Genomic DNA, 13,799 nt, shown 5'->3' with positions numbered 1-13,799 from the left:
TAATCAGCACATGACCGCAACAACCTGATTAGCGGTCATAACCAAATCGTTTCCAATGCTCATGGGCTTACCAATATCCCCGCAACATGAAACAATGGAGGCGATTTGAACCGGTACCATATTGTCAGGAAGCGTCACATTTTGCTCGTCTGTGGAATGATTGGCAAGTAACAAACAGCTGGCGCCGGGCTTGTGCACCAGCAGTGACGACACTTTTAATGGCAGATCACATTGTGTCAGTTGTACCTCATGGGGCTGCCATTTTAAAATAAAACCTAACAAAATTCCCACCGGAAAAATGGTTGTCTTTTTCATGATACCACCTGGCCCCGTCGTTTCGAAGTAGGTAATGGCGGTAACACCTGCCTCAGAAAGGTATTTCAGGCTTCCCAATGTCCAGGCTGCGGCGAATTCCGTATCCTGCCTTTCATCGTAAGCATTACTGCCCTGATCTCCCGTGGTGGCCACTGCATTAAAGCGCGGCTTTAACGTAACCGGGGAAACATGAACGCGTTTTCCGGGGGCTAGTCGCTGTGCACTCCTGACCTGGTCAAATTGAGCTGGCATATTTTCTACCATCGTTAGATTATCCGGCAAGTGTGCTTGAGGGTTCAAAGAATAGCATACAAAATCATGATCATCAAACACAAATGAATTTCGGTTCAATTCAGCGAAGTTAGCGTCAGTACCTGCTCCAATACTGATCTCAGGCAGTTCACACCGCAACAATGGAAGGTATTTTGCAATCAACCTGTTTGAAGTAATCCTTGGTTTCCCTTCCATCACTGCCACGGACTGAATCTGAGCGGCTTTGTTTTTCAAGCTGGCAATGAGCGGGTCCCAGCTATTTTCCAGCTCATCATTAACAAAAACCACGAGTTCCAAGGGAAGCTTCAAACGGTTACCAATCACGAATGCACAACCCAGTTTCTCTTCCCAGTTCCCGGCCGAAAGAAAAATATTCGCACGCAGGTGTGAAAACCCTGTTTTGGAAAGAAACTTGGTTTGATAGGGTTCTGGCGCTTCAAAATCAGACGGTAGTTGAAGGCCAAGACTGGGGAAGTTTTGCCTTTCGGTGAGCAGTGAAATGTGGGCTGCCGTGTTTCTGAAAGCCTGGTAACTGGCCCCGCCCAGGCTCATGGTCAACCGTACGGACTGATTAAATTCGTCATCCTTCTTCACCTCCACCGGAAAGGGGATCTTCAAAGGCGTGCAATAAGTTTTGAATGAGGCATCGGACCAATTGCGCTGATCCTCGGTTTCGAAAATTTCTCCTTCGAAATCCAGTCGCGCAGTAATGCTGCCATTAACCAGCCATTGCATCGCATTCACATTCAAAAACGTCTGATGCGGGCTGATGTATTCCGGAAAGAACTGGTGTGAAAAGTAGCCGCCGGAATGCTCGATCGAACAAGGCCGTCCGGCAAGGCTATCAGTGGAATGAAGGACGCAAAGCCCAATTCGGTTTTTCAGGAATTGACTTTGCGCTTTGCCCTTGATGACAAAATGAATGGTACCGTCCTCCAATCCTGTAATACGTACCTTCCATGTGAATTTTACGCCCTGAAAATCCGTGTAGCTGGTCAGATTTACAGTAAAATTGTCAGTACCGGCATGAATCTTTTCCTTTTTGATCGTAAACGGCAATGTTTTCCAGTTCTGGTCGCGAATAGCAAAATAGATCATGCGGACGATCTCCTGATCGCCGACCCGAATGTAGCGGACAAACCCGTCAGCATAGTCCGCAGTGACGGTACCGGCTTGCAATTGCATACAGTTAATTGTTAGGTGTTTAGGAATAACTATGGCAAGAATTGCGCAACATTCTCCTTGGTAATGCGCAGTAATCCGGTGTTAATGGTTAGTGGAATATTAGTAATGCCTGCTTTTGAATCATTGGATGATAACCGATTGGTACTGTGCACCATATCAAACAAAAGTTGCCCGCCATACCAGGTAAACAGCTCTCTTTTCTGACCTGCCAGCATTTGAATGACACCGTCCTGAACCAGTTTCAAATGCTGCGGTTCCCAGTCCACAGTCGTGATTTTTATCTTTCCCGCTTTCCCTGCTTCCTTTACCGCCAAACCTATCCCCGGGCCTGAGTTAGAATCAAAACCGCAAATTCCAGCAATGTCAGGATGCGCCGCAATAATGTCGGACGTGACTTTCGAAGCGATCTCTACACTTGATTTATCCTCGAATTTACCAACGATCCGGATGTTGGGATATTTCTCCAAAACATCCAATAAACCACGAAAGCCCGCTTCCATACTGTTCAGACCTAATATTCCCATGTAGGCAACCTTACCTTTTCCACCAATGAGCCGCGCCATTTCCTCCCCTTGCATTCGCCCGATCTCATACCAGTCAGTCCCCAGAAATCCATGACGGCGTGACTCCGGAATGTCGGAATCGTAAATGACCGTCGGTATCCCGGCATCCACGGCTTTGTTGATCACCTGCGCGATACCGGGGTCGGTACCGTTAATAAGTAAGCCTGTGGGCCGGGAGGCGATTACTTGTTCAATGGTTTCGATCTGTGCCGGTACGTCCCATTCCGGCGGGCCCAGTATCGATACTTTCACGCCCATTTTCTTTCCCCACCGCTTGAATGCAGCCTGATCGTGGTTCACATACATAGGCATGTTCACGGCCGTGGTCACCATTACGTACTCCTCATCGGCGCTCACCACATCCTGGTCCGCCACCTTAAACCCTTTGGAAACCTGCTCGCCTGAACCTTGCCTGGGCGGTAGCTCGCAAGCACACAAGAGCGTGGCAATCGCAAGACAAGCTGAAAATGAAAACGATCGTGTATGCATGAATGAATGGATTATAGACTTGGTTATCAAGCAATAAACTAGCCCGTGACCAGCGACAAAATCTCTTCTTCTGTGGTTTCTTCCGCCCCCACCTCACCTGCCAGCTTACCAGCCCTGATCACCAGAATACGGTCAGCCAATGTTAACATTTCAGGCAACTCGCTTGATATCAATAAAATACCTCTTCCTTCTTTCGTGAGCTGCCGAAGCAGTTGATAAATTTCAGCTTTCGCACCTACGTCAATTCCATGGGTAGGTTCGTCAACGATGAGCACTTTGGGATTGTTCAAAAGCCATTTGGCCAGCACTGTCTTTTGCTGGTTTCCCCCGCTCAGGTTCATCACCAGCTGATCAGCGTCGGGCGAGGCAATGTGCAGTTTGTCCATGTATTCCGTCGCAATCCAGCTGGCCTTTTCTGCATTATACCAGTTGGGGTCCGACGCCGCTTCCAGGTTGGCGGCCAGAATATTATCAGTCAAAGTCTTGTTCAGAAACACGCCCTGCGACTTCCGCTCTTCCGGTACATAGCCGAGCCCGGCCGCAATTGCATCGGCTGGATGCTGAGCATTAATGTCTTGATTTTCAATTAAAATATCTCCTGAAATTCGGGAGCGATAGCCAAATATAGTCTGTGCGATTTCAGTTCTTCCCGCTCCTACCAACCCGGCAAGCCCTACAATTTCTCCCGCATGAACCTTTAAACTAATGTCCGAAAATCCGTGACCTGACAGGTTTTTTAATTCCAGCAACACATTTTTCGTAGCCGCCGATTTCGACCTTTTGTTCAAAATATCCCTACCCACCATGAGCCGGATCAATGCTGCCGGAGTCGTTTCGTTCGTTTCACCCGTACCCTGGTAACGGCCGTCTTTGAGGACACTTACCCGGTCGGAAATAGCGAAAATCTCTTCCATCCTGTGCGAAATGTAGATGACCGACTTACCTGCCGCTTTCAACTGCCTGATGATGCCAAAAAGCGTTTTGGTTTCCCTGTCGGTAATGGAGGCAGTAGGCTCATCGAGGATCAGTATTTCAGGATCTTTCGATAGTGCTTTCGCGATCTCAACCATTTGCTTTTCCGCCGGGGACAGCTCCCCTACCAGTTTTTCAGGCGCGATATAACTGATTTGCAGGCTTTCAAGCAAGATTTTAGTTTTCTCAAACAGTTTTCCGTATTGAATAAAACCCCAGGAATTAACGGGCTGTGTATTGGCAAAAATATTCTCCGCCACCGACAATGTATCAATCAGGCTCAGCTGCTGGTACACGATCGCAATACCTTTTTCCGACGCCTGCGCCGGGCCATGGATCGAAATAACATTCCCATTCAGGATCAAATCGCCAGCGTCTGGTTTCAAATTACCCGTCAGAATGTTCATCAATGTCGATTTCCCTGCTCCATTTTCGCCACACAATGCATGTACCTCGCCTGGCAGCAGCTCAAAACTGATCCCGTCCAGCGCTTTCACGCCCGGAAAAAATTTACTGATACCCACAAGCTGCAAATGGCTCATAATGAAGTGTTTTTCAAATAAAAATTACCTTATTCTCCCGCGCTGACTGGTAAGCCGCATGTACGAGGCGCATTGTTTCAAAATTATCGATACCCGTCGTTTCCGCATTCTTTTTCCCCTGCAAACTTTCCAGAATGTCCCGATTGCAGTCCACAATCGATGCATGTACCACGGCATAGGCAGGATCAATCCATGGGTAAGGTTGCGGCGAAGCTGTCGTTACGTTGGTTCCCTCTCTCGTCGTCACCCGAATCTCGTAGTTGTTCAAAAGGATCGCGGTGCCTTTTTCCCCTTCCACCGTCACCAGCGTCTGCGGGAATGACTCATGTTCTTTAATGGTGGCATAAGACATTTCGACGTAGCAAGAGATGCCATTGCGCATTCGCATCAGCACATTCGCCACGTCTTCGCCCTTTATTTCAGGGTTAATGCGCGCAGTATGGCAGTACAGCGACTCGGCTTCTCCAAACAAAAACCGCGTAACGTCCAGCACATGCGACCCGATGTCTGTAATGATAAATTCGTCTAATTCCTTCAAAAATGGCTGGTTATCAAACACGGGAAAACCAGAACAGAATGCCACATTTGCCTTGAAAACCTTGCCCATCACGCCGGAAAGCAATATTTCTTTCAACTTCCTGATCGGCGCCTGAAACCTGAAATTTTCATGAATGTACAATGCAACATGAGCAGCCCTGCAAGCCTCCACCATCGCCGCCGCAGCCTCCAATGTGGTAGCCATTGGTTTCTGGCAAATCACGTCCAGTCCCCTCGCAGCGGCCTTTTCGGTAAGCATGGCATGTGTGCTGACGTCGGTAATGATGTCCACAAAATCGAGTTCGTGGGCATGCTTGTCCAGCAATTCATCGACATCGTCATACACATTTTCCACGGCGTAATGCTCCGCCAACGCCCTGGCTTTTTGAATGGTACGGTTATAAAAAGCAATGGGTTGGACGCCAGCGAGTTCATGCCAGCCCGCAAGCTGGTACCCAGCCCAGAAGCCAGTACCCAACACCGCAAACTTTAATGTCCTGCCATTCTCCATATCCTTTCTTTAAAGCGATTTTCGTCTGATCAATTGTGATGGATTGGCGATTTGAGCCGACAGTTTTTCGTTAACCATTTTGCTGATCGTCCTGCCCATTTGTTTAAAATCCGTTGATATAACCGTGATACCGCCTTCCAGGATCTCTTTCATCGGCGTGTCGTCGTAGGAGATCAGGCCAATGTCCTTGCCCAATTGCAACTTTGCCTGATGGACATTCTTTACAAAATCGATCAGGTTACGGTCCGAAAACATCAGGTACGCCTCTCCTTTCCGGATCAGCTCGGGTGCAAGTTTGTCGGTGATTTCGCAGGTCATGCCAAAGTCTTTACTGAACCGTGTGAAGCCCTCGATAATACCGTCAGGAACAAATTGGAACTGGCCTTTTGAGAGTACCAATGTTAGTTTTTTGTATTTTTTCAAAAGATCAAGACCAGATGCCAATGCAGCGTGAATATCGTTTTCAAAATCCTGATATACAGCCGCATACTCCCCCACCAGGTTTTCTACAGCCTTGTCGATGATGACCAGCTTGTCTTTCGGAATGCGGTTGATCACCTCCGAAACATCCTCATTGAAGTGGGGCATGATCATAAAATAATTATAATCGTTCAGGTTGTTACTGATCAGGCTTTCAAACAAATAGCGGTCATAATGGTGAAAGAATAGCCTCAATTGTGCTCCTTCGGGCAGTCCCTCTTTCAATGCAAAATACAATGTCTCTTTATAAGCATTCAGCGTATCAAAAAGCACGAAAATGTTGAGTGAACTACGGACTTCCGTGTTGGCAACATAAAAGCCCTTTCCATGCTTTGCCTGAATTACGCCACGTTTCCGCAGGTCCTCGTAAGCCTTCGCTACCGTCACTTTTGCCACATTCTGCCAGCCCGAAAGTTCACTGATCGAAGGCAACTGCTGTCCGTGATTCAATGTCCCTTTTTCAATGGATGAAATGACCTCATTCAGGATCTGCTGATACTTTGGCTCCTTGGATTGTGCGTCAATTTTTATCAGATCTTTCATGCGCGGCTCCTTTTTTGTACATATAAATCCAGTAAAACGGCCAGTATCAGGATAACGCCCATGATAATTTCCTGCCATAGCCCTGATATTCTGGCGATGACCATAATATTCGCGATCACCCCTGTAAAAAGCGCGCCCAGCAATGCCCCGGGAATTTTCCCTACCCCACCGGTAAGGCTCGCGCCCCCGAGAATAACCGCCGTAATCACCCTCAATTCCAGTCCGCGTCCAAGTGTGGACATAGCGGCGCCGAGACGTGACGATAACAAAATTCCCGCAATACCTGCCAGCAAAGCCGAAAGCACGAATGCATACATTTTCATCCGTTTTACCCTGATCCCGGAAAGATCGGCTGCTTTTTCGTTACCGCCAATGTAGTAGTACCGCCTGAAAAACACCGTTTTATTGACCAAAACCGTAAAGACAACGACTGTGAGCAACATATACCAAACCGGCATCTGAATGCCCAGCAACTTCGACTGACCAATGGCATTGAACCAGTAAGGCAGGTTCTGGATGCCCGCGCCCGCTACCAGCAACGCCCCGCCCCGCACGATACCCATCATCGCCAACGTCTGGATCATCGGGTTAATGCCCATGTAGGCAATGAGATAGCCATTGACCCAGCCGATCAGCAGCGCACTACCCAGCCCTGCAACCAAAGCAACCGGTACCGGCACATTGTAGTGAAACATCAGATGCGCGGCCAGTCCGCCCGAAAAAGCGACAATGGAGCCAACGGAAAGATCGAACATCCCTGAAATGAGTAGCAACATCATCCCTACCGCCACAATGGTATCAATGGAAAGGTTCAGTAAAAGCTGGCTCAGGTTTTCAAAAGTGGGAAAATTGGCCGGAAACGCAATGCTCGCCAAAACGCAGATCAATGCGATGGTGAGGGCGAGGGAATTCACACGGTCCTGTAATATTTTCTTCATCTGATAAACTGATAGTGAGCAGCCTAAACTTAAAACTTTTCAAATTAACATTTGAATAATTAAAAAAAGCTTTACCTTCGTCATCTCTACTGTACTCTACTGATTTAAGTTAAAAAATCGTCAGATCAACCCATTTTCGTGACTATGCAGCTGGGGATTGGCACTTATACTTATGGCTGGGCTTTTAGCATAAATGGGCAGACAACGACCCGATTATTTACTGAAAATCACCTGCTAGAAAAAGCCAAAAGCTTTGGACTGAACCTGGTACAGATCGGCGATAACTTGCCGCTGCACGAGTTTACGGCTGACCAGTTGAAGGATTTCGCTGATTCTGCTAAGAAAAATGACATTCAGATCGAGGTAGGCGCTCGTGGTCTTACCGCCGAGCATCTTGACCGATACATAGGCATTGCATTAAAACTGAACGCCAGGCTGATAAGGCTTGTGATAGACCAAAAAGACTATGAACCTGGGTTGCCCGTCATCATCAATATTATTCAAAATGCATTGCGGGATTTGGAAAAACACCACATTACATTAGGCATTGAAAATCATGACCGACTGAAAACCAGTGAATTCGTGCAGATTGTAGAGAGCGTAAGTAGTCCTAATGTAGGTATCTGTTTGGACTCGGTGAACTCAATGGGGGCCGGTGAAGGATTGGAACAGGTTGTTAAAGCGCTAGCGCCTTATACGGTCAACCTCCATATCAAGGACTTTGGTATTCAGCGACTTCCCCATTCGATGGGATTTCAGATCGATGGGCGGCCGGCTGGGAAAGGAATGCTGAATGTTCCCTGGCTGCTAGAAAATGTCAGTCAGTACGGACGCTGTCAAACTGCGATCCTGGAACAATGGGTGGTACCGGAAAGTGATCCCGAAGCTACCATTGAAAAGGAAGATTGGTGGGCGCAGGAAAGCGTGGAATATTTGAAAAACTATTTCTAAACATAAATCAGGAGGCATCAAATGACAAAAATCGCATTGATTGGTGCAGGAGGAAAAATGGGTTGTCGATTGACCGACAATTTCCTCAAATGCACCGACTATCTGCTTCATTATCTGGAAGTAAGTCCACAGGGGATAGCAAATCTGATACAGCGAAATGTAACGGTAAGCGATCAGGGAAGCACTGTACCAGACGCCGATGTGGTGATCCTGGCGGTGCCGGATGTCGCTATCGGAGCCATTTCCCAGGACATTATCCCGCTCATGAAACCCGGTGCGCTGGTACTCACGCTGGACCCCGCCGCCCCCCTCGACGGTGTCATCGCCCATCGCGACGATCTCGGTTATGTGATCGCCCACCCTTGCCACCCGAGTATATTCAACTGGGAGCCCACAGAGCATGATTTTCGTGATTTTTACGGCGGTATTACGGCCAAACAATCTATTGTGGTCGCATTAATGCACGGTACCGAGGCACATTACCAACTCGGTGAAAAGGTGTCGCAGGATATGTATGCGCCGATCAAAGACACGCATAGGATCACATTGGAACAAATGGCGATACTGGAACCTGCGATGGTGGAAACACTGGCACAAACCTGCATGGAAGTAGTGAAAGAAGGCTACGACAGGATTCTGGAACTGGGGGTTCCGCAAGCTGCGGCAAGGGATTTTGTACTCGGACATTTGCGGATACAGATCGCGGTTTTGTTCAAAGAAGTGAATGGTACGTTCTCCGACGCGGCCTACAAAATCAGCAAACGCGCCAAACCGATTTTATTCAGGGATGATTGGAAGAAAATTTTTGAAATGGACGACATTCGTCAGCAGGTGAAGGACATTACAAGCAAATAAATCATTCATGAAAAGATACATACTACTTATTGGCATGGTGCTGGCCGGCGTCATTGCCTCTGCCCAGCAGCCATTTTCAAAAGGCCGCCTCAAAGTCTCGGACAATCAGCGGTACCTCGTCCACAGCGACGGTACGCCGTTTTTCTGGCTGGGCGATACCGCCTGGGAGCTCTTTCACCGTCTTACGAAGCAGGAAGCAGAACAATATTTGAAACACCGGGCAAAGCAAGGCTTCACCGTCGTGCAGGCCGTGGCTTTGGCCGAGCTCGACGGATTGAATGTTCCCAACGCGGAAGGTAATACCCCGCTGGTCAATAATGACCCCTCGAAGCCCAATGAGGCGTATTTCAAACACATGGACTTTGTGATCGACAAGGCTGCAGAAAATGGTATCGCCATTGCATTGCTGCCAACCTGGGGCGACAAGGTTTTTAAAAGTACCTGGGGAAAAGGACCTGAGATCTTTAATGTCAACAATGCCTCGGCGTACGGTGAATGGATCGGTAATCGGTACAAAAACCGCAACAATGTGATCTGGGTGCTGGGCGGCGACCGTACTCCACGGGCAGATTCGGACGACGTGAAAGTGTGGCAACTGATGGCTGCCGGCATCGTGAAAGGCACCGGAGGCAACGATCAGGCCTTGTTGAGCTTCCACCCGCAGCCTAACGCGCTGAACATGGGAGGCTCGTCGAACTGGTTCCATCAGGATAGCTGGCTGGATTTCAACATGTTGCAAAACGGGCATTGCCGCGACGAGATCAATTACGATAAGATCGCATTTGTATATGATCGCAAACCCGCCAAGCCCGTGCTGGACGCTGAACCGATTTACGAAGACCACCCGGTTTGTTTCAATGTGACCGACCTCGGCACTTCCAATGCTTATGACGTGCGGAAATACGCCTACCTGGATCTGTTTGCGGGAGCGTTCGGACATACTTACGGGTGTCACGACATCTGGCAAATGAATGGTGGAGGCCGCGAGCCCGTGAACGGTCCGCATATGACCTGGAATGAGGCACTTGACCTGCCCGGCGCCAGGCAGATGACCCTGGTCAGAAAACTTATGGAGTCACGTCCGCTACTGGATCGGGTTCCCGACCAGTCATTAATTCAGGAGAACAGCAATGGCCCGGCCACACGTATACAAGCGACCCGAGGCAAGGACTACGCATTCGTATACACGGCTACGGGCCAGCCTGTAACTGTGAATGCTGGCAAGATTTCAGGAAAGGAATTTGTCGCCCACTGGTACGATCCCCGCAAAGGCGAGGTCACCAAAATCGGTACATTTCCCAACCAGGGAAAGCATCAGTTTAAAGCACCTTCGACAGGTTATGGGAAAGACTGGGTGCTGATACTGGATGATACGGAGAAGAAATATGGGTTTGATTTTGCCTCGGCTTTGAAGTAGTGTTTGAGTTTGCTACAACGTAAGCAGCTATTTAACATATTGTAAATGAACATATTGTTTTGTCACAAAGCTCCCTTAGTGCCAAACCTTCACTACTTTAAAACTGAGCTTTTTACAAACAAAATCACTTCCTGTAGGTCTTCAAGGCAGCTTTGTCTGATTGGGCTTGCAGGATCTTTTTTAGTCCTTCTACATTCATAGTCAACCCTACCTCAGCGTCCGGCGCGGTGTCTTCGTTGATAATGCCAATCGGGCCGCGATAAGTACTTTCTCTTACGATCCGGATCATTTCCGCTTCCGCATCACCTTCACCGATCGGTACTACTTTAACCGGGCTTCCAACCGGCTCTCCTCTCTTCAGTCCCATCAGGTTTACGGCCATCAGGTGAGGCAATATTTTTGGAAAAAACTCAGGAAAACGGTCGATATCCTCTTCTGCGTGGTGAAAGTTGTAGACAATACCAATGTTTGTTTTTTTCAGATAATTGATCACTTCCAGCTGATTTTCAGGCACTCCATACCAGCCCCCGTGGTTGTACAGGCCCACTGAGCAACCGATTTCAGCAGCTTTGTCGGCAATGTAGCTGACTGGTTTGGCCACGGCTTCTATTTTCTCCTGGTGTGTCATTTTATCCATATCCTTAATGCCCGAGATCATGCACCAAAGTTGTGTTTTAATGCCATGACGCTTTAAAACGTCGAGGATGATCGGCAGTGTTTTATCATTTTCAGGGTTAGGACCTGAGTGTAGCCAGAACGCCTGGAGCTTGATGTGGTGTGATTTCAAAGCCTCCATTTCCTGGTTGAATTCCGCGATATGCTTTTCGCGCCAATCGTAAGCCAGCATGGTAAAACCAAGCTCATTCAGCATTTCTGCCCGCTCCACTGGTCCTCGGTTTTTGGAATCGAAAGGTACGATACACCATGCTATCAGGTTTTCCCGTGCATAAATGTTCCCTGTTCCACTCGCCTGTTGTGCGTTGGTATTTTGGCATTTCAAAAACATTAATAGCAGTAAGGAGGCGATTATTAGTTTTTTGAAGGAAGAATTAGCCATGTGATAGTCAGAGAGTTTGTTGCGCGTAACCATTGCTGGATAAAAGCGTTTTCCGCCGACTAAATACCCAAGTTGGGTCTAGTCGTAAGGCGGGTGTTACATTCGATTTGCAAGCCAGGTTTCATCGCCACGCGATTTACGGGCATTAGATAATGCATAAATCGCGTAGCGATAGAACCTCGGTAGCAAAAATCCAATATTCGTATTCCAAATGCCGTCAGGCATGCAACATTGGCCATGCAAAAGCGTTTGCGAATCTTAACAAAATGATAATCCAGCTGGCGGTCATTAAGACAACGCGTTGACTAATTTTGCGAAAATGAAGCAACAAGTTTTCATTATCCTCCTGCTTTGGACTTGCATACATGGCCATTCCAATGCGCAAAATACTCCTTCTTTTTCTGCTTCCAGGGATAACCGCGACCGCATCGAAAGCGGTTTCCGCAGTCCCGACTCACTTTTACTGGCCACGAAAGACAAATACAACCAGGCGATCAAAGAAAATGATGAACTGAAAGCAGCGGGCTATTTACAGCAAATGGGCCGCATACTCTTTGCCTCCGGACATTACCCACAATCGCTGGACTATCTTTTGAAAGCAGACAAAATATATCGCAGTCGGCAGGCTGCAAACCTGCTGGCCGAAAACCTAAAAGTGCTTGGCGAGCTTTATTATAGAAGCAAACAAACCGCTCTCGCGCGAAAACAGTACGATGAAGCATTGCTTTATTATCAAAAGCAGAAAAACGAGGCGGGCAAGGCCGATACCTACGGGCGGATCGGACATTTGTATGAAAAGAAACAGCTTTATGACAGCGCGTTTTATTTTCAGCACAAAGCATTGGAAGGCTACCAGCAGCAAAATCACCAGCCGGGCCTGGCCAAGATTTACGAAAACCTGGGAAGCATTTACGAGGACCAGGAACGCTACGATTCCGCTTATTCTAATTTCAGCAAGGCATATTTACTCAACGAAGCGCAGCACAACGAACGCGCCCAGATAGAAGTACTGAACAATCTGGGTGACGTTTTGCGCAAAACGGGCAAATTCCGGGAAGGACTGGCTTACAGCTTCCAGGCATTGAACCTGGCGCGTAAAAAAGGTGAATTTTACCAGCTTTCGGGTGCATACAATGATGTTGCCAAAGCTTACAACTTCCTGAACCGAAATGACAGTGCTTTTTACTACCTCGCGATGAGCCGTGAGTACATGAGCGAAATCTATTCCCAGGAAAGCAACAAGCAACTTGCGCTGCTTCAAACGCTTTACGACATTGAAAAGAAAGATAGCGAAATTGACAAACTGGTCCAGGCCAGAAAAACTGACCTGCTGATCTCCGCATCCATTGGGGTAATGATCGTGCTGGTCATTTTTATCGCCGGGCTGATTATCAGCAGACAGAAATTGAAATTCAGGAACGAACAAAAATTGCATGCACAGAGCAAGCAGGTGTACGAGGCCCGCAGCCAGCTTATGGAGGCGGATTTGGAGAACAAACGGCTGCTGGAAGAAAACCTGAAACAGCAACTCGAAATCAAAACCAAAGAGCTCACCAGCTATACATTGCACGTAATCCGCAAAAACCAGCTGCTGGAAGAATTGCAGTCGGCATTGGACGGGCTGGCGAAAGATGATAAAAGGGACCAGAAAAAACAGATCCGGCAACTTTCCGAGCAGATCAGCCAGGGCCTGAGCGATGACCTGCATTGGGAGGAATTCCGTACCATCTTCGAGCAGGTACACCAGTCGTTTTTTGATCGCCTCCAACTCGTTTCCGAACCGCTTACGTCCAACGATCTCCGGCTCGTAGCATTGATCAAAATGAACCTTACTTCTACGGATATGGCTACATTGCTGGGCGTGTCACAGGACAGCCTCAGGGTGATGCGCCACCGACTCAGGAAAAAACTGAACCTCCCTCAAGGCGACAATCTTTCGACCTACATTCAATCGATTTAACCGCTTCATATTTTGATAACATTGAGTTAACACAAACTTAATGGCTTTTGATATATTCATAAATTGTTGATTTAAAGACGATTAACCTCAATTTGTTAAACTTGTTGCCTTCATGTAACGCTCCCTGGCGGCATGTTTCCTTTTTGTAACGCCTGCGGTTTGCATCCTACATCATTCTTTCTTCACCTTCGTTCCGTCATTTGGAAAAGAC

General features: G+C 47.9%; 11 protein-coding genes. 4 read left to right on the top strand and 7 right to left on the bottom strand.

Annotation, left to right across the window (positions count from 1 at the left end; translation table 11 throughout):
• Positions 1-3: 3 nt before the first annotated feature.
• Genes ON006_RS08855 through ON006_RS08830 form a run of 6 tightly spaced genes read right to left on the bottom strand, consistent with a single transcriptional unit; the run spans position 4 to position 7,348 of the window.
• Positions 4-1,773 (bottom strand): D-apionate lactonase family protein, encoded by a 1,770-nt coding sequence (locus ON006_RS08855; RefSeq protein ID WP_244818836.1) that lies wholly within the window; start codon positions 1,771-1,773, stop codon positions 4-6.
• A 29-nt stretch (positions 1,774-1,802) separates the two neighbouring features.
• Positions 1,803-2,825 (bottom strand): substrate-binding domain-containing protein, encoded by a 1,023-nt coding sequence (locus ON006_RS08850; RefSeq protein ID WP_244818837.1) that lies wholly within the window; start codon positions 2,823-2,825, stop codon positions 1,803-1,805.
• A gap of 38 nt (positions 2,826-2,863) precedes the next feature.
• A complete protein-coding gene (locus tag ON006_RS08845) occupies positions 2,864-4,339 on the bottom strand; it encodes a sugar ABC transporter ATP-binding protein (protein ID WP_244818838.1) in 1,476 nt (491 codons plus the stop codon).
• Between the two features lie 13 nt (positions 4,340-4,352).
• Complete coding sequence (locus tag ON006_RS08840; protein ID WP_244818839.1) at positions 4,353-5,387, bottom strand: Gfo/Idh/MocA family protein; 1,035 nt, start codon at positions 5,385-5,387, stop codon at positions 4,353-4,355.
• 9 nt (positions 5,388-5,396) lie between these two features.
• Positions 5,397-6,410, bottom strand: a complete 1,014-nt coding sequence (locus tag ON006_RS08835; protein WP_244818840.1) for a GntR family transcriptional regulator — start codon at positions 6,408-6,410, stop codon at positions 5,397-5,399.
• A complete protein-coding gene (locus tag ON006_RS08830; RefSeq protein WP_244818841.1) occupies positions 6,407-7,348 on the bottom strand; it encodes an ABC transporter permease in 942 nt (313 codons plus the stop codon). Before ON006_RS08830 ends, ON006_RS08835 begins: the two co-directional genes overlap by 4 nt.
• Before the next feature lie 144 nt (positions 7,349-7,492).
• Here ON006_RS08830 and ON006_RS08825 point away from each other — a divergent pair, with 144 nt between their 5' ends.
• Genes ON006_RS08825 through ON006_RS08815 form a run of 3 tightly spaced genes read left to right on the top strand, consistent with a single transcriptional unit; the run spans position 7,493 to position 10,571 of the window.
• Positions 7,493-8,299 carry a sugar phosphate isomerase/epimerase family protein gene (locus tag ON006_RS08825; protein ID WP_244818842.1) on the top strand — a complete coding sequence of 269 codons (807 nt, stop codon included), beginning with the start codon at positions 7,493-7,495 and terminating at the stop codon, positions 8,297-8,299.
• Between the two features lie 21 nt (positions 8,300-8,320).
• Positions 8,321-9,154 carry a phosphogluconate dehydrogenase C-terminal domain-containing protein gene (locus ON006_RS08820; protein ID WP_244818843.1) on the top strand — a complete coding sequence of 278 codons (834 nt, stop codon included), beginning with the start codon at positions 8,321-8,323 and terminating at the stop codon, positions 9,152-9,154.
• 7 nt (positions 9,155-9,161) lie between these two features.
• On the top strand, positions 9,162-10,571 hold the full coding sequence (locus ON006_RS08815) for a glycoside hydrolase family 140 protein (RefSeq protein ID WP_244818844.1): 1,410 nt from the start codon (positions 9,162-9,164) through the stop codon (positions 10,569-10,571).
• 124 nt (positions 10,572-10,695) lie between these two features.
• Here the strand turns inward: ON006_RS08815 and ON006_RS08810 are convergent, their stop codons facing one another.
• Positions 10,696-11,628, bottom strand: a complete 933-nt coding sequence (locus ON006_RS08810) for a sugar phosphate isomerase/epimerase family protein (RefSeq protein WP_244818845.1) — start codon at positions 11,626-11,628, stop codon at positions 10,696-10,698.
• A gap of 319 nt (positions 11,629-11,947) precedes the next feature.
• Here ON006_RS08810 and ON006_RS08805 point away from each other — a divergent pair, with 319 nt between their 5' ends.
• Positions 11,948-13,588 (top strand): tetratricopeptide repeat protein, encoded by a 1,641-nt coding sequence (locus ON006_RS08805; RefSeq protein ID WP_244818846.1) that lies wholly within the window; start codon positions 11,948-11,950, stop codon positions 13,586-13,588.
• The last annotated feature ends 211 nt before the right edge of the window (positions 13,589-13,799 follow it).

The sequence above is a fragment of the Dyadobacter pollutisoli genome (genome assembly GCF_026625565.1).
GTDB classification, from domain to species: Bacteria; Bacteroidota; Bacteroidia; order Cytophagales; family Spirosomataceae; genus Dyadobacter; species Dyadobacter pollutisoli.
The sequence above is the reverse complement of the archived record's forward strand: the minus strand, read 5'-3'. Positions and strand labels throughout refer to the sequence as shown.